This window comes from Spiroplasma eriocheiris (assembly GCF_001029265.1).
Lineage (GTDB): Bacteria > Bacillota_I > Bacilli_A > Mycoplasmatales > Mycoplasmataceae > Spiroplasma > Spiroplasma eriocheiris.
Genome location: NZ_CP011856.1, coordinates 374,029 through 400,646 on the forward strand (window position 1 = coordinate 374,029; position 26,618 = coordinate 400,646).

General features: G+C 31.1%; 26 protein-coding genes. 25 read left to right on the top strand and 1 reads right to left on the bottom strand.

The genetic code is table 4. The annotated features are described in order from the left end of the window. Window positions 1-252, bottom strand: coding sequence for a ferredoxin (locus SERIO_RS01790; protein WP_047791202.1), 252 nt, complete (start codon window positions 250-252; stop codon window positions 1-3). 107 nt (window positions 253-359) lie between these two features. On the opposite strand from SERIO_RS01790, the gene SERIO_RS01795 reads away from it, so the two are divergent. The 25 genes from SERIO_RS01795 to SERIO_RS01905 all read left to right on the top strand — a co-directional run bounded on the left by SERIO_RS01795 (window position 360) and on the right by SERIO_RS01905 (window position 26,612). Beyond that, window positions 360-1,061, top strand: coding sequence for a hypothetical protein (locus tag SERIO_RS01795; protein WP_047791203.1), 702 nt, complete (start codon window positions 360-362; stop codon window positions 1,059-1,061). 18 nt (window positions 1,062-1,079) lie between these two features. Beyond that, window positions 1,080-1,751, top strand: coding sequence for a (d)CMP kinase (gene cmk, locus SERIO_RS01800; protein WP_047791204.1), 672 nt, complete (start codon window positions 1,080-1,082; stop codon window positions 1,749-1,751). A 1-nt stretch (window position 1,752) separates the two neighbouring features. Next, window positions 1,753-3,069: a ribosome biogenesis GTPase Der gene (gene der / locus SERIO_RS01805; RefSeq protein WP_047791205.1), complete on the top strand. Its 1,317-nt coding sequence runs from the start codon at window positions 1,753-1,755 to the stop codon at window positions 3,067-3,069. A gap of 13 nt (window positions 3,070-3,082) precedes the next feature. After that, entirely contained in the window at window positions 3,083-4,087 is a 1,005-nt protein-coding gene (locus tag SERIO_RS01810) for an NAD(P)H-dependent glycerol-3-phosphate dehydrogenase (protein ID WP_047791990.1), read from the top strand. 104 nt (window positions 4,088-4,191) lie between these two features. Next, window positions 4,192-4,326 (top strand): hypothetical protein, encoded by a 135-nt coding sequence (locus tag SERIO_RS06815; protein ID WP_257787435.1) that lies wholly within the window; start codon window positions 4,192-4,194, stop codon window positions 4,324-4,326. Window positions 4,327-4,499: 173 nt separating this feature from the next. Next, window positions 4,500-4,940, top strand: coding sequence for a hypothetical protein (locus tag SERIO_RS01815; RefSeq protein ID WP_047791206.1), 441 nt, complete (start codon window positions 4,500-4,502; stop codon window positions 4,938-4,940). A gap of 269 nt (window positions 4,941-5,209) precedes the next feature. Then, a complete protein-coding gene (locus SERIO_RS01820) occupies window positions 5,210-5,545 on the top strand; it encodes a hypothetical protein (RefSeq protein ID WP_047791207.1) in 336 nt (111 codons plus the stop codon). A gap of 7 nt (window positions 5,546-5,552) precedes the next feature. Continuing rightward, on the top strand, window positions 5,553-6,257 hold the full coding sequence (locus tag SERIO_RS01825) for a hypothetical protein (RefSeq protein ID WP_047791208.1): 705 nt from the start codon (window positions 5,553-5,555) through the stop codon (window positions 6,255-6,257). A gap of 149 nt (window positions 6,258-6,406) precedes the next feature. Continuing rightward, window positions 6,407-6,613 carry a hypothetical protein gene (locus tag SERIO_RS01830; RefSeq protein WP_047791209.1) on the top strand — a complete coding sequence of 69 codons (207 nt, stop codon included), beginning with the start codon at window positions 6,407-6,409 and terminating at the stop codon, window positions 6,611-6,613. 15 nt (window positions 6,614-6,628) lie between these two features. Continuing rightward, window positions 6,629-7,465 (top strand): MurR/RpiR family transcriptional regulator, encoded by an 837-nt coding sequence (locus SERIO_RS01835; RefSeq protein ID WP_047791210.1) that lies wholly within the window; start codon window positions 6,629-6,631, stop codon window positions 7,463-7,465. Between the two features lie 115 nt (window positions 7,466-7,580). After that, on the top strand, window positions 7,581-9,311 hold the full coding sequence (locus SERIO_RS01840; protein ID WP_047791211.1) for a PTS transporter subunit EIIC: 1,731 nt from the start codon (window positions 7,581-7,583) through the stop codon (window positions 9,309-9,311). 71 nt (window positions 9,312-9,382) lie between these two features. Further along, entirely contained in the window at window positions 9,383-10,288 is a 906-nt protein-coding gene (gene murQ / locus SERIO_RS01845) for an N-acetylmuramic acid 6-phosphate etherase (RefSeq protein ID WP_047791212.1), read from the top strand. Between the two features lie 85 nt (window positions 10,289-10,373). Next, window positions 10,374-11,075, top strand: coding sequence for a MupG family TIM beta-alpha barrel fold protein (locus SERIO_RS01850; protein WP_047791213.1), 702 nt, complete (start codon window positions 10,374-10,376; stop codon window positions 11,073-11,075). Between the two features lie 10 nt (window positions 11,076-11,085). Then, window positions 11,086-11,424 carry a phospho-sugar glycosidase domain-containing protein gene (locus tag SERIO_RS06820; RefSeq protein ID WP_257787436.1) on the top strand — a complete coding sequence of 113 codons (339 nt, stop codon included), beginning with the start codon at window positions 11,086-11,088 and terminating at the stop codon, window positions 11,422-11,424. Between the two features lie 135 nt (window positions 11,425-11,559). Then, window positions 11,560-14,094 carry a vitamin B12-dependent ribonucleotide reductase gene (locus SERIO_RS01860; protein ID WP_047791215.1) on the top strand — a complete coding sequence of 845 codons (2,535 nt, stop codon included), beginning with the start codon at window positions 11,560-11,562 and terminating at the stop codon, window positions 14,092-14,094. A gap of 373 nt (window positions 14,095-14,467) precedes the next feature. Beyond that, on the top strand, window positions 14,468-14,683 hold the full coding sequence (locus SERIO_RS01865) for a hypothetical protein (protein ID WP_047791216.1): 216 nt from the start codon (window positions 14,468-14,470) through the stop codon (window positions 14,681-14,683). Window positions 14,684-14,788: 105 nt separating this feature from the next. Next, on the top strand, window positions 14,789-15,337 hold the full coding sequence (locus SERIO_RS01870; RefSeq protein ID WP_047791217.1) for a hypothetical protein: 549 nt from the start codon (window positions 14,789-14,791) through the stop codon (window positions 15,335-15,337). A gap of 47 nt (window positions 15,338-15,384) precedes the next feature. Continuing rightward, window positions 15,385-15,702, top strand: coding sequence for an Mbov_0395 family pilin-like conjugal transfer protein (locus SERIO_RS01875; protein ID WP_047791218.1), 318 nt, complete (start codon window positions 15,385-15,387; stop codon window positions 15,700-15,702). 32 nt (window positions 15,703-15,734) lie between these two features. Continuing rightward, window positions 15,735-16,898: an Mbov_0396 family ICE element transmembrane protein gene (locus SERIO_RS01880; RefSeq protein WP_047791219.1), complete on the top strand. Its 1,164-nt coding sequence runs from the start codon at window positions 15,735-15,737 to the stop codon at window positions 16,896-16,898. A 32-nt stretch (window positions 16,899-16,930) separates the two neighbouring features. Next, a complete protein-coding gene (locus tag SERIO_RS01885) occupies window positions 16,931-18,952 on the top strand; it encodes a VirD4-like conjugal transfer protein, CD1115 family (RefSeq protein WP_047791220.1) in 2,022 nt (673 codons plus the stop codon). Window positions 18,953-18,964: 12 nt separating this feature from the next. Beyond that, the gene (locus SERIO_RS06500) at window positions 18,965-19,174 is read left to right on the top strand and encodes a hypothetical protein (protein WP_148553407.1); all 210 of its coding nucleotides are present in this window, start codon (window positions 18,965-18,967) and stop codon (window positions 19,172-19,174) included. A 17-nt stretch (window positions 19,175-19,191) separates the two neighbouring features. Continuing rightward, window positions 19,192-21,999 carry an Mbov_0397 family ICE element conjugal transfer ATPase gene (locus SERIO_RS01890; RefSeq protein ID WP_047791221.1) on the top strand — a complete coding sequence of 936 codons (2,808 nt, stop codon included), beginning with the start codon at window positions 19,192-19,194 and terminating at the stop codon, window positions 21,997-21,999. 22 nt (window positions 22,000-22,021) lie between these two features. After that, a complete protein-coding gene (locus SERIO_RS01895) occupies window positions 22,022-24,910 on the top strand; it encodes an Mbov_0399 family ICE element protein (RefSeq protein ID WP_053040807.1) in 2,889 nt (962 codons plus the stop codon). Window positions 24,911-24,986: 76 nt separating this feature from the next. Then, the gene (locus tag SERIO_RS01900) at window positions 24,987-25,829 is read left to right on the top strand and encodes a Cof-type HAD-IIB family hydrolase (protein WP_047791222.1); all 843 of its coding nucleotides are present in this window, start codon (window positions 24,987-24,989) and stop codon (window positions 25,827-25,829) included. A 75-nt stretch (window positions 25,830-25,904) separates the two neighbouring features. Then, entirely contained in the window at window positions 25,905-26,612 is a 708-nt protein-coding gene (locus SERIO_RS01905) for a hypothetical protein (RefSeq protein WP_047791223.1), read from the top strand. Window positions 26,613-26,618: the final 6 nt, after the last annotated feature.

A 26,618-nucleotide genomic window follows, 5' to 3' on the forward strand; every position in this document is an offset into this window, starting at 1 on the left:
TTATTCATTATCAGGATCTTCACTACTTTTGTGGTGATTACGATATTCTTCTAAGGTTTTAATAAAAATAGCTTGGGTTGGACAAACAATTTGGGCATCAACTAATTCCGCATCATTTTCTTTTGTATTTGCAAACCCATCATCATCCATAAAAAATGTTTCTGTCTCATCAACCATTACACAACTACCACAAGCAATACACAAGTTAGTATTGACATAAGTTCTTTTTTTATCAATATTACGATCAGCCATATTTGCACCTCTTATTTTCCATAAACATTATATTATAAAATTTATTGATATTATTATATAATTCTTATATAAAATAAAAAAGTGGTTTATCAGGAGGTGTTATTAAATTGGAAACGAGAATGGAAAAGTTTGCCCAATTACGAGAAGAGATTAAAAAAGAAATTGAGCTTGACCAAGAAATTAATGAAGTTAACAAGGTTGTTAATAATTATATGAATAAGTTAAATGTAATTGATCCCGGACATTTTAACAGTATCAAAACTGATTTTGAACAAGAATTTAGTTGGGAAAAAGTTTTTCTTGATAAAAACCCGGATGAACAACCATATTCCCCTAATTTTAAATATGACCTCCAACAATTATTAAACCAGATTAAAACTGAAACTAAGCAAGAAGATTTAATAACTTATAATTCTACTGCTGAGGCGGGAAATATTATGCATAATATTTTAATTAGTGAAACATTATTAAATAAACCAACATATGAAAAATACCAGTCAATATTAGAAGATATTTTAAATAAAAAAGTTGATTATGTTAACCAGATTGAAGAAATTAAAAAATCATTAGCAAATTACCGGATTAATTCTTCTAACATTGATTTTGGAACCATTGCCCAAATTCGTAAAAATGATCATCGCTCCACTAATGAAATGTTAAAAGAAGCAAGCAGTTTGGTGGAAGAAAAGCATACTAATATTTTAGCGTTGTTTAGAAAAACAAAACTTCGTGATAAATATCCCTTAGTTGTTATTATTTTTGTTATGATAATAATGATAGTTGCGCTTGTTTTGATGGTAACATTATAAATTAGGGGATGTGAAAAGATGAAAATAAATATTGCAATTGATGGTCCGGCGGGAAGTGGGAAATCTTCCGCCGGAGCTGAATTAGCTAAACAAATTGGCTACCAGTTTATTGATACAGGGTTAACTTACCGGGCTTTTACTTATTATTGTGTGGTTAATAATATTGATTTTAATGACCACCAAGCCTTACAAACTGCCTTAAAGAATTTTAATTACCAAGTGATGGGTGATAATATTTTTGTGAACAATGAAAATGTTACTGACCAGTTACAACAAGAAATGGTGTTAAAAAATATTAATAAAATTACAGGGTTAGCTTTTGTTCGCGAGGCAATGGTTGACTTACAACGGAGTTTAGCAAAAGACCGGGGGGTCGTCATGGTCGGTCGTGATATTACTTCTGTTGTTTTACCAACAGCCGAATTAAAAATTTTTTTAACAGCTAGTATCGAAGTTCGTGCTTTGCGTAGATGAAACCAAAATAAGGCTAATAATATTGTTCCAAATGATTTAGAATTTCTAAAAGAACAACTGATAAAACGCGACCAAGCAGACATGCAAAGAGCAACCGGGCCATTAGTAGTAACGCCTGATGCAATTGTGCTTGATAATAGTAATTTAACATTTCCTGAAACTATTCAGGCGTTATTAAAGCTATATAATGAAAAAATTAAAAGCGAGGAACAATAAAATGGCACGAAAAGGAACTGTCGCAATTATTGGGCGACCGAATGTGGGAAAATCAACTTTATTTAACCGAATTATTAAGGATCGTTTAGCAATTGTGGAAGATACTCCCGGGGTAACCCGCGATCGTATTTATGCATATAGTGAGTGACTAACCAGAGAGTTTTTATTAATTGATACCGGTGGGATTACTCTTGACCATCAAGCATTATTTGCCGAAGAAATAAAAATGCAAGCAGAAATAGCAATTAATGAAGCTGATGTAATTGTTTTTGTTGTTTCCTATAAAGAAGGTATTAGTCCTGATGATGAAATGATTGCGAAAATGCTTTATAAAGCAAAAAAACCAGTGATTTTAGCAATTAATAAGTATGATAAACAAGAAAAAGATAATGAATTGTATGAATATATGGCACTAGGGTTTGGTGAACCAATTGCAATTTCTGCTAGCCATGGAATTGGAATTGGAGATTTATTAGACCAAATTATTTCTTATTTAGATGAATTACCCGTTAAAATTAAAAATAAGGGGATTAATTTTTCAATTATTGGGCGACCGAATGTGGGAAAATCATCCTTAACCAATGCTATTTTGGGTGAAGAGCGCGTTATTGTTTCGGATATTGCTGGAACAACTACTGATTCAATTGACACCACTTTTACCCGCAATAAAACTGAATATACGGTTATTGATACTGCCGGAATTCGCCGTAAAGGGAAAGTCTATGAAAAATTAGAAAAATATAGTGTCCTGCGGGCAGTGAGCGCCATTGAACGCAGTGATATTGTCCTTTTATTAATTGATGGTACCCAAAAAGTAACCGACCAGGATACTAATATTGGTGGTTTGGCATTTGAACAAAAAAAACCAGTTATTATTGTAGTTAATAAGTGGGATGCTATTAGTCAGAAAACAGAGCGAACAATGAATGAGATTGAAAAACAAATTCGTGGTTATTTTAAATATTTAAATTATGCTAAAATGGTTTTTGTTTCAGCCCTCGAAAAAAAACGGTTAAATGTTTTATTTAGTGCCATTGAAGAAGTTTATGCGGGGTTAAAACAACGGGTTAAAACGAGTGTCTTAAATGAAATTTTAGTAAAAGCCCAGTTATTAAATCCACCCCCTGATTTTAATGGGGGCCGGGTAAAAATCTATTATGCGACCCAACCGGAAAGTACAATTCCAACGTTTATTATGTTTTGTAATAATCCCCAGTATGTTCACTTTTCTTATAAAAGATTTTTAGAAAATCAAATTCGTGATTATTTTGGATTTAATGGGGTACCAATTAATATTTTATTTAGAGAAAGAAAGTAAAAGAGGAACAACAATGAAAAAAACTAGTAGTAATATTACCATTATTGGGACTGGTGCTTATGGAACAGTTTTAGCAAATGTTTTAACAGATAATGATCACCAAGTTATTATGTATGGTATTGACGAGACTGAAATTGCTGATATTAATAATAATCATTTAAATATCAAATTTTTTGGTGATTTAAAAATTAATCGAGAAATTAGGGTTACTAACAATTTGCAGGAAGCTTTAGAAGAAGCCGAGTATATTATTTTAAGTGTTCCGGTGGTGGCGTTGAAAACAGTAATTGCCAAAATTAACACTACTCTAACGAAACCAGCTGTTTTTATTAATGTTGCCAAAGGGTTAGACCCAGATACCCATGAAGTTTTATCAAAATCAATTCCTACTTTGATTAAACCAGAATTATTTATTGCTTACGGTGGATTATACGGACCAAGTATTGCCAAAGAAGTTTTATTACGTAAACCAACGTGTATGATGGCAGTTTCGGAAAATTTAGCTGTTGCCCAGGCAATTCGAGAATTATTTCATAATGAATATTTTGTTACTTTTGCTGACCAAGATGTGATTGGTGCAGAATACGGGGTTGCGTTAAAAAATGCTGTTGCCATTGCTTCGGGAATTTTTAATGGTTTGCATAGTTCTGATAATGCCAAAGCATCATTAATTACAATGGGTTTAAACGAAATTAAAATCTTTGCCTTAACAAAAGGGGCTAAAATTGAAACATTTTTAAACTTTGCGGGATTAGCCGATTTAATTTTAACCGCAACTTCTGTTAAGTCTCGAAATTATTCCTTAGGTTTTGAAATTGCGCAGGCTGATGATGCCAAAAGTGTGTTAGCTACTCATGCTAAGACAGTAGAAGGAGTTTTGACTTGTAAGGCAATCCATTTAGAAGCCGAAAAGCATCATCTTAAATTGCCACTATTTAATGGGTTATATGATATTTTGTACAATAATAAACGACCAAGTGCAGTCATTAATAGTATTTTTCAAAAAGCAATTATTTAGGATAAAGTTGCTTTTTTTTTTTTTTTTGTAAAATGACAATATTTTTGTATAATTAATATATCAAACAAAATATTTGACAGTTATTTTAGGAGAACAGAACATATATGATACCAATCGATAACAAAATAGTTGACAGTTTTGCCAACTGAATTTATCAATTGAATATTTTTGCTATGACCTTTTTTATGGTATTCTTACAATTTTATTTTTGATTACTACTAGAATATCATGGTCAATAATTTCACGTTATTTTATTAAAAAGGGATTTTTTAATAAAATATTTTGACTAAAAATAATTTCATTTTTTAATTTTATTATTTTGTTCCCTGCTATTTATAAAATCATTCTGGTCTGGATTGTAATTTTATATGCAAATTTACCATTTTTTATTGATAATTTAAATGTCTTTTCTATGTTATTTTTAGTTTTTCTTTCAATGATGATCATTGTTAGTTTAATTTTAAAAAATTTAATGGATTTGGGACACTACCGCGGATTAGTCTTTTTTGATGGTGGTTTCTTATTGTACATTAATATTATGTTAGATGAAATTTTAATTTTTCTAATTATTGAAATTAAATCACTACCATTCTTTGAAAAATTAATGGCCCAAACTATTAATGCGAAAATGTTATTATTTTTAGTAATTTTGTTGACATTAATTAGTACTGTTATTATTTATGAATTAAGAATCTTAATTAATAAATTAGCATTTTATCAACCAATTGTTGAAAATCAGAATGCCTTTTTAACATTTATTTGAAAAATTAGTCCAAATAATTTTATTGCTCAACTTCACCGCTTATGGGGAATTGGTATTGATCCGAACTACCACCAGGTTTTACAAAATTAGATTAGAGGAAACTAATTAACTTATCAGAAATAAATTATTTATTACATTTTTTACTGTTCTTAATTTAACAAAATACTAAATAATAATAATAATAATAATAATAATAATATTTTAATGGACCACATTTTAGAAGGAGGAAACAATGTTTACTTTACCAATCCAAAGGAATTTATTTCACCAACTAGTCTGAGAGCTTAATGAGATTATAAAGGTGGAAGTAGCTTTCAGTAATCTTAATCCAATTATGGCACTTAAAATTGAATTATATTATGTGAAAAAAACAAAATAATGTTACCATCAATAATAATAAATTAGTCGAGATGTTTTTAGAAGTAATTAATCGCCGAGAATTGACTTTAAATACCTCAACGGTTTCAATGATGACAGAATATCAAAAATTATATCAAACTTATTTTCATCAAGCAGTTGATATTAATGAAATTATTAGGGATATTAATGATCAAATTAAAAAAGTTTTTAATAATTATTATCTTGAAACTGAATTAAAATATTTGAAAAACTTTTTAGGTAGTTATTTAATGTGAAGACTTCTTAAACAAAAATTATCAGCATTAAGATTAAAAATTAAAAAAAATATTAAATAGGGAATGTATGTTAGTTAAAACATATCAAATTATTAGTTTTGCCTCTCATGTTGAAGAAATCTTTTATTATCCGGTTATTAATCATACCAAAACACTACTTTATGAAAAGGAAAAGATCCCAGTTGATCAAATCACAATAAAATTAAAGGTTAAATACTTTGAACCCACGGCTGAAAACTACCAAATTATTTATGATGATATTTATAATGGAATTGTTTTTGACCATAAGAAATGATATCCAAATGCTAGTGAATTTGTTTATCAGAAATTTTTTAATCTTGAAAAATTATCAGTGGATCTGGAGAAAGCCCGCTTAAAAATGCTTAATTATTTAAAAGTTGGTTCAGATACTGCGAGTTATTACCCCTCATCACTAATCTTTCTCTTTAATGAATTAGTGGCGGCTGGTTTTTTAAATATTTTAGATACTAATAATTCTGAATATTTATTATATTTTGATGTTTATACCAAATGAATTACTTATGCAATTGATGTTTTAACCAACTGGTTAGGTTTTAAAATTTGTAATTATCATCAAAGTCATGAATTTTATGAAAAAATTCACGACATTGCGCATCTTAACCAAGCAAATGTAACCCTTGATGAAAACCAACCCTTGGGGATCAAAAATAACGAGTTAGCCGACTTATATGCCGATTTATGAATTAATATTATTAATGATACTATTTTAATAACAGAAGTTAATAATTAACAAATATTTATCAGTTCTTAATGATAGGAATGATAAATATTTTTTTATTGGATTATGAATTAAATTGGAAACAAACTAAAATTATTAGGAAAATATTTGATTTTATAATATAATTTTATAAAGTGTTAAATGAAAAAATGGAGATTTAAATGTTTAATTTTACAACTATTCAAAAATGAATAATTTATAGTAGTCTAATAGGATTTACTCTTATTGGTGCTGTTGGGGGAATTGTTTATGCATTTCATTATTTAACACCAGCTATTGTCTTATTATCGATTGCCGGAATTGGGTTAATTGTGGTAATGATCATGTGGTTTATTATTGAAGCAATTAATAAGAGAAAAAACTATTAATTTTGGAGGGCTATAATGACTGAAAATGAAATTATTCGGGAAATAAAAAAAATAAGTTTAGATGATGATCATCGATTTTCTTTTATTGCGAAATATATTGTTCAAAATTTAAGCGTTGTTCCGGAAAGTACCATTAAAGAAATGGCAGAGTATACTTATACTTCGGTGGCCACAATTAACCGGTTTACTAAATACTTGAATTTAGATGGTTATAAAGAACTTATTCATGTGGTGAAATATTTTAACCATAATATTAAAGCAGAAGATGATATTTTAAAATCAGCTGATAATAATGGTTTTATCTATGGCATTTATCATAATATTGTACGGAGTTTACATGATACTTTTCGTTTAACTTTAGGTCATAAGGAAAAGATCAGTGAAATAATTAATAAAATAAAAACAGCTCGTCGCATTAACATTTTTGCGGTGGGGGGAACATATAATGTTGCGAAAGATTTCCAGGAAAAAATCTTACGCTTAGGTTTTAACGCGATTAGTGTTAATGATTTTCATAATGGTTATTTCTTAGCTAAAAATAGTACCAGTGAAGATTTAACAATTGTGGTGTCATATTCAGGTGAAACCCAGGATCTAATTAAATTAGCAAGAATTGCGCAAGAAAATGCATGTCCGATTTTATTAGTATGTAAAAAAGCAAATAATACAATTAGTAAGATTGCTGACTATCAAATTACTATTAGTAGTAATGAATCAATTGAACGTACGATTTCTTCAACTAGTCGCTTTGCGTTGCTTTTTGCGCTGGATATTATTTATTATAATTTGTTATCATCAGACTTAGAAAAATATCAAACTATTTTGGACAACACCATTATTAATAAGTTTTAAGAAATTTTTGCGAGATAAAATTACAGATTTTGATATGAATTACCAGAAAGTGGCATTTTTCTTGTGAATTTTTCTATTTGTTTTATTATTTTAATTATAGGAGGAGTTTTATCATATGGCAAAAGATGCAAAACAAACAGCCAAAGATCTGATTGATGTTATAAAAGCTGATAATGTTGTATCATATACTAATTGTTTAACACGATTACGATTAAATATTAAAGCGAATGCCAATATTGATCTTGAAAAGTTAAAAGCAACCCCCAATGTTATGGGTGTTTTAACACCTTCACCAACGGAGTTGCAAATTGTTTTAGGGCCTGGTTTTGTTAATAATGTAACCCAAGCATTTGGGAAACTAGTTAACATTGAACGCTCAGAGTATTCGGAGGGAGCTAATCCCAGTGGTGAGTTTATTAGTGCCGCTGATGCTGCCAAACAAGTAAAAGGTGAATTGAAACAAAAACAAAATTATATTCAAGTATTTTTTACAAAGTTTTCAAAAATCTTTTCACCAATGATTATTGGATTTATCGGGGCTGGGATTTTATCGGGGATTGCCGGAATTATGCAATCTTCATACGGCGGAGTAATGGACGCCGCCCACGCCCCGGCAGCTGCTCTCTCATGATTTAATGCCTTAGGGTTAATTCTAAATATTTGAAAGAATGCTTTTATTATTATTGTTGGATGACGTACTTGTGAAGTATTTGGAGGAAGTGGAGTTTTAGGGGCAATGACAGCCGCTATTTATTCACCATCATTCTCTTCACTAGTTGTGCCAATGTTTATTGTTAACAATGGTGACCAAACAGTTAATTTCTTAGGGATTCATATTAATGATCCATTTAATAACTGATTAACTGTGGGATATCGTCCAGTTATTAATGCTAAAGGTTTATTAGAATTTGGATACCCATCAGGAAATATCTTAGGGGCCTTATTAACCGCAACCGCTGCGTTATGAATTGAAAGAGGAGTCCGAAAATTCATGCCCGGAGCTTTAGACACCGTGGGAACACCAACAATTACTTTATTTGTACTATTGTTATTAAATGTGTTCTTAATTGTTCCAGTTTCGGGATATCTCTATGAAGCAGTTGCTTGATTCTTTGCTCACCTATATACCAATCCATTTGGAGCCTTTGTGCTTGCCGCCATCTTCCTGGTGGCGGTGGCCTTTGGAATCCATCAAGGGTTTGTTCCAATCTATGCAATTTTGATTAAAGAAACCGGAGTTAATGGGCTATTTCCTATCTTGGGAATGGCTGGAATGGCTCAAATTGGAACGGGAATTGCATTGTGATTTATGGCGGCGAAGGGTAGTCTCTTACGCCGCCAAATTCAAGGGGCGCTAATTCCGGCCGTCTTCGGAATTGGAGAGCCAATGATCTATGGGGTAACATTACCAAGAATTCGTCCGTTCATCACCGCCTCAATCGGTGCTGGGTTTGGAGGATTCTTCATTGGAGCTGTTTATATGTGAGGACATATCACATTTGGTTTAAACTCAATGTTTGGGCCATCAGGTATTTTAGCGACATTTATGATGACAACTGATAAAGGAAATATTGGTTTAGCAGTTGTAATCTACTTAATTGGTTGTGCAATTTCAATTGGCGGGGGCTACTTAGTAACAATGTTCGGTTATTCGCGCATTGTCCAAGCTGGCGGTCGGGAAATGAAGCAACTTTATAAAAAAGACGGTAAATATCAACTTTGACAACAAATTTTATGAACTTGTGCTTTTATCACTGTAATTGGAATTTTTGTATACTGGACCGTAGAATATTACAAATTACCAAAAACAGAGCGTTTAAAAATTAAAGAAGCAAAAGTGGAATAAAAAAATCTATTAAAATTATCGAAGCTATTTAAAATAACACAATATAAATAATATGGGGAGAGAATAACAACATGAAAATTGATTTAACGAAAATTGATACTGAGCAACGAAATATTAACAGTATGAATATTGACAAAGAGACCACTGAAGGTATGCTGACAATTATTAATAATGAAGATGCCAAAATTGCCCCAGCGATTAAAGACAAAATTTTAGTTATTGCAAAAGTTATTGATTTAATATTTCCAAAGTTTAATCAAGGGGGACGGGTAATCTACCTTGGAGCGGGAACATCAGGGCGAATTGGAATTCTTGATGCTTCCGAAATGCTTCCTACTTATGGAGTGGGTGAAGACCACATTGTGGGGATTATTGCTGGGGGTGATAAAGCAATCCGCTTCCCAGCGGAAGGAGCCGAAGATGATCGTGCCCAAGCAGTTAAAGATCTGCAACAGTTAAATGTTACGGCTTTAGATACTGTCATTGGGATCGGTGCTTCAGGAAGAACTCCCTATGTCTTAGCAGGTTTAGAATATATTAAATCAGTTGGTGGCTTAGCAGTCGGTTTATGTATGACAAAAAATTCAGAGATGAGTCAAATTGCTGATGAGACAATTGCAATTGAAACTGGGGCCGAAGTTATTACAGGCAGCACGAGAATGAAAGCAGGAACTGCCACAAAATTAGTATGTAACATGATTTCAACAACATTAATGATTAAATGGGGAAAAGTATATCAAAACTTAATGGTTGATTTAATGGCTACTAATGAAAAATTAAAGGTAAGAACTGCAAAAATTGTTCGTGAAATAACTGGTGCCTCTGATGAAATAATTGAAAAAGCACTCGTTGAATCAAATTATTCATGTAAACATGCTATTATCATGGTTTTAAAACAAGTAAGTTTTAAAGAAAGTGAAAGATTATTAGAAGAATATCATAATATGGTAACGAATGTTATTAATGATATTAAATAATTAAGTAATTGTATTAAAAGGAGACATCTTAAAATAAAACTTTAAGATGTTTTTTTAATCAAGAAAATAAGGGGAGGCAAGTTTAATGTTAGGAATTTCAATTTATGTAAATAAAACTAGTTTGCAAGAAAATATAGCAGCTATTAGGTTAGCAAAAAAGAACAGAATCCCTATGCTCTTTTTTCCTACCCGTGATCTCCCTAATTTTATTAATAATCCTGAGTTAATCCAGTTAGTTTCTTATGGACAAGAACAAAATTTTGAAGTTGGTTTCGAAATATCGAAGCATAATTTTGATTATCAACAACTACAAAAATTAAACCCCACATCCATCTGGTTAGATAACAGTTTTTCATTAAGCGAAATTATTAATATTATTGATACCTTTCCGGGTAAAATTCAAATTTTAGCTAGTGATAATAATCTCAACGATGTACTAGAAATTTTTAAATTACGCGGTTCAAAACGAATCAGAGCATGATATAATTGTTATCCAAAACCTTATACAGGGATGGAACAACCGGAATTTTTAGCACGGACATTAATTTTACAAAAATATGGGGTTAATTTAACAATTTTTCTATCGGCTATTAGCGAAACCGACCAAGCGGAGACTGAATGTTTTCCCACAATTGAAGAGTTTCGCTACCTACCGCTTTATTTACAACTGCAATGGTTTAAATATTTTGGGATAAATAATTTTATTGTTGCCAATAAGAAAATTAACCATAAAGAGATTGCACTCTTAATCAAGGTTGGTACTAGCACCAAGAGAATTTTTATTTAAAATTTCTTCATTGGGATTTTCTGACCAGACAAAAATACTCTTATTAAATAAAACGTTTTTTGTTGATTGAACCAGTAATCAATATTTAGTAAGATTGGTCGAAAGTAGCAATTTTAGTAAAAATAATGATAAAATAATGACATGAAATAATCGTAACTTAATATTTGGCCATAATACCCTATTAATTGACAATTATTTATACGGAAGATATCGTGGAGAGATTTATTTTACCAAAAAAAAGATTAATATTGATGAAAAAACTAACTATTTAGCGAACTGTACTAATTTTCAAGTTTTAATTGATTTGTTAAAACCACCAAGCAAAATAATGTTTATCGCTGAAAATTAAATAATTTCTGCCTCATAGAAATTAAATATTTTGGTTAATGTTGATTAATTTTAAAAACTTCCGGAAAAAGTTTGATATACTTAATTATGTCAAACACTTTGACTTAGAATTTATATGTGAAGGAGTGAGAAAATAATGTATTCAAAAGAACTTGTTGCTAGTTTAAATGCTGATATTCGTGCTTATTTTCCCCATATTAAGGAAATTGAACCTGATTATCATATGACTTTTGATGGTGTTTCAAGAATGGTAGTCTTAGATCGTTATGCTCAAAAAGATAATGGTTTAAAAACATTAAAAAATAATGATCTTGTGATTACTGTTATTAAAGATGATGGTTGATTCCCAGCTCGGGGGTTTGGACATATTGTTAAAGTTGATCGTGAAGCAGGAACATGTGACATTAAAGTTGAGGAAGATTATGTTAATAGTATTGATCCTAATTTATTAGTGGGTAGTGAAAAAGATATTATTCGTAAGAATCTTAATACTGTGGAAAAACCGTTAGAAATTTACTATGAACAAATTGCCTGACGAGTTGCTAAAGCGTTATCAAATAATGAAAAAGAACATGAAAAATATTTACAGATTTTCTTTGAAGAATTAAAAAACTTAAATATTGTTCCTGCCGGACGGGTACTATATGGGGCTGGCAGTGGTAGTGATGTTACTTTTTTTAACTGTTTTGTAATGCCCTTTATCAAAGATTCTCGGGAAGGAATTTCAGTTCATCGTAAAGAAGTAATGGAAATTATGTCCCATGGGGGTGGCGTTGGAACTAACGGAACTACTTTACGTCCTCGCGGCACAATTGCCAAATCAGTTGGGGGTCGCTCATCAGGAGCAGTTTCGTGGTTAAATGATTTAAGTACGTTAACCCATTTAGTAGAACAAGGTGGAAGTCGTCGGGGAGCACAAATGATTATGATGGCGGACTGACATCCAGACATTATTGAATTTATTATTTCTAAAATGCAAAATCCCAAGATTTTACGTTGGTTAAAGGATAATTCTCAAGATCGTTTAATTCGCGAGGAAGCTTCGCGAAAAATTAAATTTGTTCCCTTAACAAATTCAGAACGGAATTTATATGAATGAGCAATAAGTAAAGAAAATGAAGTTGATAGTAAAATTTTACAAGATGCCAAAATTAAATTAGAAGAGGGTGGAAATTGAGAAGTTGAAAACCCATCTTTCTTATCAGGCGCTAATATTTCGGTTACAATTTCTCATAAGTTTATGCAAGCAGTTGAAAATGATGATATTTGAGAATTAAAATTCCCAGACTTAGATAAATATACCCCAGAACAAAAACATTTTTATGATGAAAACTGACATAAAATTGGGGATATTTATGAATGAGAGCAAATGGGTTATTCATTAAAAACATATTACACAATGCGTGCTCGTGACTTGTGAGATTTAATTAACTTTTGTGCTAATTATTCAGCTGAACCAGGTATTTTCTTTATTGATCAGGCTAATGATATGACAAATGCAAAGGCGTATGATATGAAAGTAGTTGCTACAAACCCTTGTGGTGAGCAACCCCTTGCCCCATATTCAGTATGTAACTTAGCAGCTATTAACCTAGCTAATTTTGTTAATAAAGAAACAAAAGAAATTTTATATGATAAATTACAAGCAACTGTTCGCAACTGTACTCGTTTGCAAGATAATGTTATTTATGCAACACCCTATTTTTTAGAAGCTAATAAAAAACAAGCTCTTGGTGAACGACGAGTTGGGTTAGGAGTAATGGGGTTACATGACCTATTAATTTACCATGGTGTTCGTTATGGAAGTCTAGCTGGTAATAAAATTGTTGATAAAATTTTTGAAGTAATTGCGACAACTGCTTATCGTACTTCAATTGAATTAGCGAAAGAAAAAGGCAGTTTTCCGTTCTTAAAAGATCGTGAGCGTTTTATTAATACAGGTTATATGAAAAAAATGCCAGAAGATATTCGTCAAGATATTTTAAAATATGGAATTCGTAATTCGCACTTATTAACAATTGCTCCAACTGGCTCAACTGGAACAATGGTGGGAGTATCAACCGGTCTAGAACCATATTTTGGTTTTAAATTCTATCGTTCAGGACGATTAGGGAAAAATATTGAGGTTAATGCTAAAATTGTTGATGAATGATTAAAATATAACCCTGGTTATAGTGCTGATCATTTACCAGATATTTTTGTCTCAGCAATGCAATTAGCACCTGAGGAACATGCTGATGTGCAATGTATTATTCAGCGTTGAGTTGACTCTTCAATTTCAAAAACTGTTAATGCTCCACGCGGATATTCTGTAAAAGATGTTGAAAAAATTTATACCCGTCTATACCATGGGGGTGCTAAAGGGGGAACTGTTTATGTTGATGGTTCGCGCGATAGCCAGGTGTTGTCATTAACAACAGATAATGAACATCCTGCTTTAGAACAACTTAACTTAGAAAATTTAGGGGTAGAAGTTATTTCAAACATTGATAAAAATGAAATTGATAATAACTTAAAAGAAGCAGTTAAATTACGGGGAATTAACCAAGACCGCAATGTGGGAACAGAAGTTGGTGATGTTTGTCCAATTTGTAAAGAAGGAACAATGATTGATGCTGGTGGTTGTGTGACATGTAATAACTGTAATGTTCAATTAAAATGTGGCCTATAATAAATAAAAAATCATAATTTACCAAAATTATGATTTTTTTGTTTCGTGTTGATTATACTTGAAAAATTACAGAATAAAAATATTAATTTCAAACATTATTAATACCTAAAAAATAAAATTTTTGGATAGCGAATAATCCGAAATTTATTTTATAATTAAATTGAGCCTACAAGTATTATATACATATGGGTTTATATTGTTAAAGAATTTAATTGTACTGACAATTAAATTAATGTTATATGAATAAAAGGTTGATAGTTTTATTAATTTTTTATTTAGTTAACTTTTAATGATATTGAATTAATGTGTTTTAGTTCAAATTAAAATTATGTACCTGCTTAAAATTATTAAAATTTAAGGAGGCAATTATTATATGAAAATTATCGATCAAGTAGTAGAAATTCATTCAAATCAGTTAACATTCTTCGGTGACAACTTTGAAATTTTACCCTTTGGTGACACCGTTTTCCAGCAAGTGAGATGTGAATCAGATAACTTGCTACTCTTCAAATATTACAACAATATTATTTCAATTAAATGTAAATCATGTAAACAAATACATTATATTAATGTATTAGATGATGAATAACCAAATTTATAATTATATTTAATTACATAGCTATTGAGTGTATATAACACCTGCAAATAAATAAGGATATGAAATCCGAATTAATTTGGAGGTGTTTTTCTTTTAATGAAAAAAATTATTAACTGGTTGGTTTCTTTAACATTAATTGGAACTGTCACTAATTCGCTTGTTAGTTGTACGGGTGTTGATCCGTTTGGGGGTGGGGGCAATCAACCAACACCCAGTCCGATCCCACATGATGTTAAATATTATCAAAATTTAATTACCAACACAATGCAACGAATTAATAGTATTGAAAAGAGCATTAAAGAATTTGAACAGCATAAAACCGATCCCGCTTGGTTTCCAACTCCCGCTGATTATCAACAAACCATTGATTTTATGGATATTAGTCTTTATCAAAATGCTGTCACTTTCAATGATGCTGAATACCAAATCTTATTTATTACTAATAACGGAGTTTTTTCGGACCAAACCAAAGTTTTAGTTAAATGATATTTAGAGAATGAATTATTAGCTTTAAACCAACAATACAATTTAGAAAAAAAATATCCCCATGATTTTTCACAAGATGACCTAAAAACTTTATTAACTAGCATTAATGAAGTGAAAAAACTTATTAATAACTTACAACTTACAAGATCAACTAATTAACAGGGCATGATTTTAACAAGAATTAAAAATAGAAAGAAGTGCTAAAGATGAATTTACTGTTACATACCTTAAACCTACTAGGTGATAACCCGGCCCCGCCCAATGCGAGTGATATTTTAGCAACAGTAAAACCATGAGTAAATATGGCGTTAGGGATTATTTTTGGGTTACTAGGACTATTTTGTGCGGTTAAATGTGCAATTATTGGATTTCACATTGCCAAAGCAGCTGATAATCCGGAAATGCGTAGCGAATATGTACGCTCCCTAGTTTGACCAATTATTGGGTTGTTATCTGCTGTGTTAGTACCAACAATTGTTAGTGTAATCTTAAGTCAAATTTCGGGACCCTCAGTTGGTAGTTAACATTTAAAATAATAGAAAGCAGGTGATAAAGAATGGGAAACATTTTTAAAGAAGCCCTCTACGAAGTACTCTGGGGAGTCTTCGTAATGGGACCATTACAATTAATTAATGTTTTTACCTATGTTCTAGATTATTTATCTGGAGGTTTTATCACTACAATTTTATTTGGTAATCAAAATAACTTTGATTTTAACAAATTACCCCAACAATTTTGAATTTTTTTAATTATTGCAATTGCAGTGTTTGCTGTTATTTTTTGTATTCAGATTATGATTATTCAATTTAAAGAGCATGCCGAAAGTAAAAAGAAATTTTTGCAATGTCTCCTCAATTCAGGAAAAGCAATCATTTTTATGTTTTTAATTCCAATTTTCTTTTTTGTCGCTAATTTCTGTATTGCTCAGTTTACCAAAACAATTGAGAATTCCTTTGGAAATAACGGTTCAATTGCGGATTATTTATGACATTTAGGTGATCCCAATTGGGATGGAACTACCAATTATACCCCTAGTGACTATGGTCCTCCAAATAATATTCTTGATTATAATATGACTGTGGAAATTTTTGGGTCATTATTTATGGTCGCGATTGTAATGTTAGTTGGTTTTATGGTTATTCAAAAAATTATTGAATTATTTTTCCTATTTATTATTTCCCCAATTGTGATGATTACAATGGTTTTAGATGATGGTAAGAAAGTCTTTGTTTGAAAAGATATGGTTATTGCCAAATTTCTGGCCTCCTCCTCTGCAATTATTGGATTTGATTTGTTTATGACAATTACCCATTTAATTCTGAAAACAAATCTTTCTGGCTTAGATGCAAAACCGTTTGCTCGTCAATTATTATTAATTCTAATTATTTGTGGGGGTGGAGTGGCCACTTATGAATTCTCAAATATTATTAATTCATTAGTTGGTGAACATATGGGAGCTTCTTCTGGTTTGAATACTTTTCGGGCAATGGCTGGTGGGTTAACCTCAGCTTGAAACCCAGCAACCTTACCGCGCCATTTAGGAAAAATCCCGGGAATGTACCGGACTGCTAAAAAAGGGCATGATTTCTTAATGAACAGTGGTGATAGTAGACAAAGAGAAGAAAATGACCAAGCTCGTCGCACATGACAAAATGCTAATGTCGGAACGCGCCGCCGCAATACTATTCCTGGTCTTAATGGTAATCATCATAATAATTAATAAAATTGCCTCAGAAAGGAGAACAACAATTGATGAAAGAGTGATTTAAAAAACGAAAATGGATGATTTTATTTCTTAGCATTGGTCTATGAGTTTTTATCTTTATAATGCTACTAGGATATGCAGTGTTCTATGATTTAGCACATAATAAAACTGTTAATTTTAAGGATATTGAGCAAATTTTAACAACTAACCAAAATAATTTTTTAACAATCTATGGTGCAATTGTTGGGGGAGTATACTTAATATTTGCCTTATTTTTATTAATTTTTAAATATCATATTCGTTATGAATTTGTCGGAAAAACCCATGATAAAACATATGGGTCGGCAGAATGATTGAGTGTAAAACACTTAAATAAAAATTATGATTTGGTAAATTTAATGCATGCTGGTGATAAATACGGAGTTGTCGCTAATTCTTTCACCGGTAAAAATAAAAATTTTATGGCTAATATTCGGAAAGAAACCCATACAATGGTTGTTGCGGGGACTCGGAGTGGGAAAACACAGGGGGTTGTTATTCCAACCTTACAATTATTTGCACAATCAGAGGTTAAGCCAGGAGTTATTATTTCTGATCCCAAAGGAGAACTATTTGAAACTAACTCTAAAGTTTTTGCCGATAATGGTTATCGAGTTCTAAAGTTAGATTTACGAAGTCCAGAATTATCAGTCGGTTGAAATCCCCTAACATTAATTTATCAAGCCTGAGTAAAAGGGTGTGAATTAGAACGCAAGTATAAAGATAGTAATGGAACTGACCAAGAGTCATCTAAATATTATTACTGGCAACAAAAAGCTCAAGATTACTTATCAGATATTTGTACCACTTTATACCCATGAAGTGATCCCAAGGATCGGTTTTGACAAGAATCAGCGAGTGGAGCTGTCAAAGGGATTTTGTTAGCAATTTTATATGATATGCGTGAAAATAACAGTTTTGATGAAAAAAAATTTAACCTTGCTTCAGTTATTCCAATTATTAATAACAAAGATAAATTATTTAATTATTTTAAAAAATTAGATATTTCTCATCCTGCTCGGATTGCAATTTCGGGGTTATTGGATGGGGCGAAGGAAACAACTGGTTCAATTTTGCAAAGTATTAAAACAGGGTTAGAAAAATTTAGTGACCCAATCTTAAGAACTCTAATTAGTAAAAATGAATTAGATTTACAAACTTTAACTAATTGTCCAACTGCTGTTTTCTTAGTGGTTCCCGATGACCGGACAGATCGTCATATCTTTGCCAGTCTTTTTATTTCTCAATCATATAAAATTTTGATTGAACAAGCTAGTTTAGCGAACCGAAAATTAGAAAAACCATTTTATTATATTTTAGATGAATTTGCTAATATTCCGAAAATTCCTGATATGGGGGCAAAAATTTCAGTGTCTGGGGGGCGAAATATCTGATGAGTATTAATTATTCAAGATAAACCCCAGTTAGTTGATAAATATGGTGAAAATATGGCCCGGACAATTAATAATAACTGTAGTATGCATATTTTCTTACAAACAATGGACATTGAAACAGCAAAATATTATTCAGAAATTATTGGGGAACGCACAATTGTTTCAAAATCACGGAGCAACCAAGTTTTATTAGAAAAAAAACAAGCAAGTGGAACTCGCTCCTTATCAGGAGTTAGTTTAATTAAACCAGCTGATTTAATGCAACTACCAACAGGCCATGCGGTTGTGGTATATTCTAAAGAAAAACCATTAAAAGCCAAATTAATGCCAATGTGAAAATCTCCGTGTTATGCAATGGGAAAAGTTGCTGATGAGGAATCTGTTCCCTTGACAGATGAAATTTTTGGGAAAGATTATGTTTATATCTTAGCAGCCGAAAATGATGACGCTTCTAGTGATAGTGGCGGTGGAGGAACTAACCAAACCATGGAATTATTACTAGAAAAAGAAAAACTTATTAAAGTCGAAGGAAAAGCAATTGAGATTGAAGAAATTTTAATTAATGAAGAAATTGATCCTCGAATATCAAAAAGTTTAACGGAAAAAATTGAAGAAATTTATGAATTAACTAAGTAGAAGGTGGTTAAAATGGCTGGTTGATTATCGATATGTTTGTTCTTATCATTAGCAGCAATGATTGTCAGTTTAATAGTTTGATTTCGGAAAAAACGAATTCAAAAAAAATATGAAGTTGAAACATCCCATAACCGGTTAATGCGCCGTTGTTCGTTTTACTTTATCTTCACTTGTTTAGGAATCTTTATCATCTTGCTAATAATATATTTTTGTACAAAATAGCCCAAGGAGGTGGAAAAATGGACAATTTAATTCCAAAGAATGTCCGCAAGACAAAATTAGAATTTTGGCGGGGGATTGGCTTAGTTGAAATTCTAATTATTATTATGTGAATTAGTTTAAGTACTTTGTTTATTATTGGATTACCAATTAGTAAAATGGTTAAAATTAGTTGTTGTATCTTATTTGCTATTTTAGCGGTTCCCTTATTATTACCAATTATGCCAGGTGTTAAGGGATGATATGCCTTATTTTTAATGTTTAAATTTTTTGCCCAAAAAAAACATTATCGGAAAGACTCCGTCCAAAATAATACTGGGTTTTTAGTTCCATATGATTGTATTGTTGATGAAAATTATATTAAAACCCAAAAAGTTAATGGGAAAAACCATTTTATTGCGGGTTTTGAAATTAAGGGTTACAATATTACCTTGCTAAACCCCGATGTTCAGGATTTAAAAATTAAGGAACTGCAAGCAACCTTTAAATTATTTGATTTTAGTTTTTCAATTGTTAAAGTTGATTTACCAATTTCGTTTGCCGATACAATTGAATTTTATGAAGAAACAGTTCGTCAAATTCGGGAAAATATTAACAATAATTATTCACCAAAAGGTTTAAATGCCCGACTATTTGAAAACCAATCTTATATTCGTCATATGAAAAATGACACTTTGACAGCTGACAATGAAATTCAAACTAAAAAAGTCTTTTATCTTTATGTTTATGCTGATAAAATCCAAAAACTCCATGAATATATTGAAGTTATCAAAGCAAAATTAGAACTTAATAATTTTAAGGTAGACCTGCTAGCTGGTTATGACTTGGTTAATAGCATTAAACTAGTATTTAATCCTTATGGTGAAAAAATTAGTAAAGCGGAATATGAAAAACATCAAGATAGTTTAGAAAATTTATTAGCTTTCAATGAATTTCAAATTAGACGGAATTATTTTAAAGCTGATAATGTTTATAGTTCTGTCTTTGGAGTCTATGATTATTCAATTTTTGCTCGTTATGGCTGAGGGGCTAATTTAGCTAATAATGAACAAGCAATTATTTGAAATATTAGTCCTCTTGACTCTGCTCGGATTAAACGGGCTTTAAACAAGGCAGTTAATAATGCGCGTACCAAAGCAATGATGACCAAATCAAATGTTGATCGTAGTGAACAAGCTTATGAAATAAATGCCTATGAAGATTTAATTGAAGCAATTACGGGAGCGAATGAAGTTGTTAAAAATGTTGATATTTTATTTTTAAACTATGGGTTAAATATGAAATTATTACATGAATCTGAAGCCCGGTTAAAACGAAGCTTAAAAGAATTAGACATTAAAGTTAATCCTTTAGCTTACCGCCAATTAGAAGGTTATAGTGCTTTTCTACCAAAAGGATTTGACCCGTTAATGGAACAGAGTGGTCGTGAAATGCCTTGTTTAACTTTAGCAAGTTCATTTCCCTTTATTAATGGTGGTTTGGATGATGAACAAGGATTATATTTAGGACAAAATAGTACTAATGACGTAATTGTTTTTGACCAGTTTAAATTAACTGATAAACGCAAAAACCATAATAAAATTATTATTGGGACCTCGGGATCAGGGAAATCATATACTACGAAAAAAGAAATTGCGTTCCATCTAAATATGGGGCGAACTGTTATTGCTATTGACCCTGAACGAGAATATAAAGATTTATGTTTATTCTATGATGGCCAATGAGTTGATACCGGTGATGCGACAGTAGGACGGATTAATCCCTTACAAGTATTAGACAATAGTTTCCGGGATGATAATGATGATATTAATACCATTATTGATGCAGTGGAAAAAGAATTAGATGAAGAAAAAGCTGCTCCAATTTCAAACCATTTACGCTTACTAGACCAGTGATTTAAAACCTTATATAAAGAACTAACGGAACGTGAACGTCGTTTATTAATTAATCAAATCCAAAAAACATACCAACGTTTTAATATTAATAATAACACTGAAATTAGCAAGTTAAAAAACACTGAGTTTCCAACTTTTAGTGATTTGTATGAAACAATTTGTCAATCTATTGCGGACCATGATGATCCAATCTTGAGTAATTTAAAGGAACTAATTTATTATGATTTTATGGGTGATGGCCAGTATGCAACATTATGAAATGGACCAACCACTTTAAACTTAAATTCTAACTTTATTGTTTATGATGTCTGAACCTTATTTGACCAAGATATTCAAAAAGTAACTTCGGCCCAATTATATCTAATTCTAGCTTTTGTTAAAGGAGAAGTTAAACGAAATCGTTTTGAAAAAAATAATAAAATTGTGGTTGTTATTGATGAAGCCCACTTAGCGATTGATAAGGATAATCCCGTTGCTTTAAATTTTATGTATCAAATGGTAAAACGAATTCGAAAATATAATGGAGCGATGATTATTACTACACAAAATTGGAATGATTTTACAGGAACCGAAGAGATAAAAAAGAAAACAACAGCGATGATTAATAATACCCAGTATTCAATGATAATGAACCTGGCACCCAGTGATTTGAAAGAAGTTGAAGAAGTCTACCATGCTTATGGGGGACTCTCAACCGAAGAGCAAGAATATATCGCGCGGGCCAGCAAAGGACAGATGTTATTTATTGTTTCTGGCTATGAACGTCATTGCTTAAAGATTGATGTTTCCGAAGCAGAAGCCTTAGCTTTTGTTAATGGGGTTGTTCCCACAAATGAACATGTTGAAAATATTAATCATAACCATGATGTTTTGTTTGTTGATGATTCCTTAAAAAAATACTTTGGTTCAAAACCAACAAGTAATTTAAAATAACTAATGAAAAGAGTTGAAGCTTATGAAATCTAAATATTTTTTATCTTTCCTTGGTTTTGTAGTTTTAACCAGTGCCGCGCCGAGTTTTTTTCCACATCCTGTTCTTAATAACTATCAAGATAAAACTTCTGATAATAGTTTAACAACTAAAGTTGGAGCCAGTCCCAACCCCTTTCATTTAAATATTCAATCGTCAATAAATTCACCAAATATTTCTTCCCATACTAATGGACTAGGCGCGTGGGGTGAGCATACCAATTCATCGGATGAAATTAAATTTTTAAAATGAGATGCTTATGAAGCAACGTGGGATAAATTTGTAACTTATTATCCTAAAATTACTTTTTCCCTATATTCTAGTTTAGGAGGAGGATGATTATCACCTAAGGTGGTACAAAGTTATGATGTCCAAACAAGTGATTTAAGTTATCAAGATAGTGCTTTTTATATTATTTCTTATGATGATCCAAGTTTACATTTAGCAGAAGTTGAAGGAGAAACAAAACTTACTTTAATAAAAGATGGCAGTTATTTATATCTTCAATTAACAGCTTTTACTGGGGCAATGTGGTCTGGACATGATGCTAATGCGCAAATTCAAGTTTATAATGCGACAATTAATTCAACTTTTAGTTTAGATGATTTTAAAAATAAAATTGCAAAAACATTATCTGCCCCAATTACTTTAGATTCTGATTTTTCCGGAAGTTTAGAAGATGCAAATAATATTCCTAATGAAACTAACAAATTAGATGCTGTCTTGCAAAATGCGATGGGATATGAATATGATAATTGAAAAGGATTTGTTCAACAATATGCTTTTAATGACGAAACTAAAACAGCAACCACAACGATTAAGTTCATTTATCCACCAACGAAAGAACAACAAGTATGAACTTTTCAAACCCCAATTTCAATTTCATTAACCCCTGCCTATTGAGAAAAACAAATGGCAGATCGGTTAAATTTCTTTCCCGGGAAAGTTGTTGATCCTAATGATCCAACAAAATTAATTGATGATACTCCCAAAATTATTCCAGCCACTGATAAGAATCCTAAAACATTAATTTATCATACTACTGTTAGTACAGAGTTTGATGCTAAACTAGATGACAATAATAAACCAGTTGAATTAATGACAGTGAATGGTGAGCAAGTTCCAGTTCTTGATAATAAATTTACAATGACTTTAAAGGATAATCGAACAGTAATTCCACCTTCCGAGTCAAAAAGTAAAGGCTCAGAACCTGCTATGAATGTTTATAATATTTCTTTAATTAGAAAAAGTGGTCCTGGTGCCCAATATAATGTTAAAGTAGTTATTGATAACTTAATTCCCACTTTACAATTAAAATGATATGCATGGGATCCTAAAAATCATCCTGATCAAAATACATTGATTACTCCAACACTCCCTGATGGAAAACCTAACCCAAAATATGATCCCGAAATTAATCCTAAAACAGGGACTAAAACTCAAATTATTTGAGTTAAACGAAAATCTGACTATGCTTTTGCGCTAGATCCCTTAGATAATCAAGGTCAATTTATTAAAAATAAGGCTGATTTTGATGAAGGATTTATTTCCGAAGGATCAGTTTCCGGCAAAGGGGTTAAAGAAAATTTTGACCCAACTAAAGTTAAAACTATTGAACGAGAAGGAGCAGATAAGAATAATCAATTAGAACCTTATGCAAACCCCAATGCAAGTCAAAAAAAATGTCAAATTAGTAATCAAGATCTTTATTGATCAAATTCTGGTTTATGGCATTACATTATTACAACAGAAGATGACCAAAAATATGAAAAATTTGTAAATATTGGTCCTACCTTTGAAAATAAATACCCACGTTTTTTAGATACCTTACCGGACAATATTGCGGTTGATTTTTGAACCACAATCCATGGTTTACATTTAAAAAATTATTTAATGACTTATTATAATTTTGATAGTAAAGCAATTCAAAATTTATCATTTGAACAAACAGTTGCTTATTGAAAAGAGTATGTTTCTAATACGGCAACCCAACGAATTCCTCCAGATCCGCACCCACATAATTTTACTGATTTATCATCAATTGCGGAATTAGCGGGAGCGGTAAAAATGAATGCTACTAATATTGAAACGGCAAAAGCCACTATTGTTAGTGAAGTTGAAGAACGGTTAAAAAAATATAAATTAGTTTATAATATTGATTATGCAATTTATATTAATGGTCAAATTTTAAGTGAGTGTAATGAACAATTAGACCCCTTATTTAATTATGGTTCTGATGGATGAGCATGGTTAACGATTGACGTTCGGGCCTTGCCAACTTCTACATTAGCTATTAACCACCATCTAATGAAGGTTGGAAATAATAAAAAATATGACCCCACAAAAGCAACGGATCTATCAAAAATTAAATTTGCTGATCAAACCTTTGATTTTACTAAACAAAATCCTGCTGATCTTAAAAAATGAATTTTAGGATATATTAGTAATGTTTTAAAAGAAGGAAAATACCAAATTGTCTACCAAACTGATTATGTGGTTAAACCATTAAATGATAAAAGTTTAGCAGAGTTTATTAGTAATAATCACCCTGATGCGTTGGGAAAAACTCATTTAACCATTATTATTCAAGCAGTTGATACTTCGTTAATTGCCGTAGGCAGCACTAGTTTTGATTTAATTAATGACCCCAATGCTACTCCACCTGGACCGCCACCAATCCCAACTCCAACGCCGACTCCAACCCCATTTCCAGATAATCCCGGTTCTTGAATTAGTAAATCTAGTAATTTAGCTTGGTTTTTACCATTAATTATTGGGACTTCAACAATTGTTATCGTTACAATTATTTATGTTAAATATAAACGGAAAAAAGGGATTGGGGGGAAACGTGTAATTAAAGGAACTAGAAAATAACTTTTCTAGTTTTTTTTCAGAACTTTTTAATTATCATATATAATAGGTTATAGAAATGAGAAAAAAGAGGGACAACATGGATAGTAATATTAAACTGGTGGCCATTGATTTAGATGGAACCGCGTTGAACTCTAAACATGAGATGAGTTTAACAACTTTAACAACTTTAAAAAAATTGGCTGATTATAATATTAAGTTAGTAATTGCTTCGGGACGCCCATTATATCAAATTAAGGAAATTATTGATAAATTAGCCTTAAATGATATTAATGATTTTACGGTAGCTTTTAATGGCACTGTGGTTGCTAATAACCAAACCCATGATATTATTGCTACAAATCCGTTAGGAGGTTCTGATTTTGGCTTATTATGTCAAGAAATTATTGATTCTCCCCTTACGACAATGATCTTGTTTGACCAGTCAGCAAGTAATTTTAACCGAATTAAGATTTATTATAAAGAATTAGCAGATGGTATTACCAACCGTTACTTTTCAAATCTACAGGATTTGCATGGTCAAGTTGAATTAGTTCCTTATAATAATCAAGAAATTATTGGTGGAAAGTTATTTATTGAAGGACCAGTTGCTGTTGTTGAGAAATTATTAGCAAAATGAAATGATAAGTTTGAAATTTGTCAAGAAATTAGAAATAACCGGACAAATTTTGAAATTACTAATAAGAATATTACAAAAGCCTGGGGTATTCAACAAATCTGTCAACAATATAATATTGATCGTTCTCAAGTAATGGCGATTGGAAATGAACATAATGATATTGAAATGTTAAAATGAGCAGCCATTGGGGTTGCAGTTGCTAATGCTGATGATGACGTGAAAGCGATTGCGGATGCTCTTACTGATAGTAATGATCAAGATGGGGTTGCCAAAGCAATTAATAAATATCTTTTTAATAATTAAGAAATCAATTATTTTCAGCAGTTGTTTGTGCTATAATTTAATGTAGAATATAAAGCAAAGGGGATTTTTTAGCAAATGGAAAAGACATATGTGATTAAAGTTTTAGCAAAAAAGGACGCGAAACTAAATTATCGCCCAGCTATTGAATTAACACAAAGAATGTTACAAAAGCAATTGGATACGGATGAAAACATTAAAGTTACCTTGCGTTTTAAATGATACCGCCCAAGTCAGGCTGTCTTTGAAAATTTATATTTATATGCTGTCCATGGGACCAAAGAGGGATTTAAGCGTTATCATGATCTTTTTCCTACTGTTGAATTTAAAGAAGTTGTATCTTTTAAAGCACTTTATAAAGCAGTAATGAACATCTTTGTGAAAGTTGATGATGAAAGATTAAAAAATGGGGATGACTTAGTTTCAGCCACTGATTTTAGTAACTTTTTAGTAACAATTATTAACGAAGTTGTTAAAACAAACTTTATTAAATTATCATTTTATGATAAAAATCAAGATAATAGTAAAACCCTAGAGTTTATTACTCATGTTTTAGGTGGGATGTGCTTAGGAATTGCGAAATGATTTGGCTATAGTTTAATTATTTTAGAAGAAGGTCACGCATTGTTATCAAAAATATTTATGAATAACTTAGAAAAAATTAAAGAAACCAAGGTGATTGATAGTATTGAATCAATCAACGCGTCACTATTTTTAATTGATGATACAATTACTTATTTAGAAGATAGTTCTTATTTAACAGAAGAATTTAATCCAAGTTTATAGAGTTGA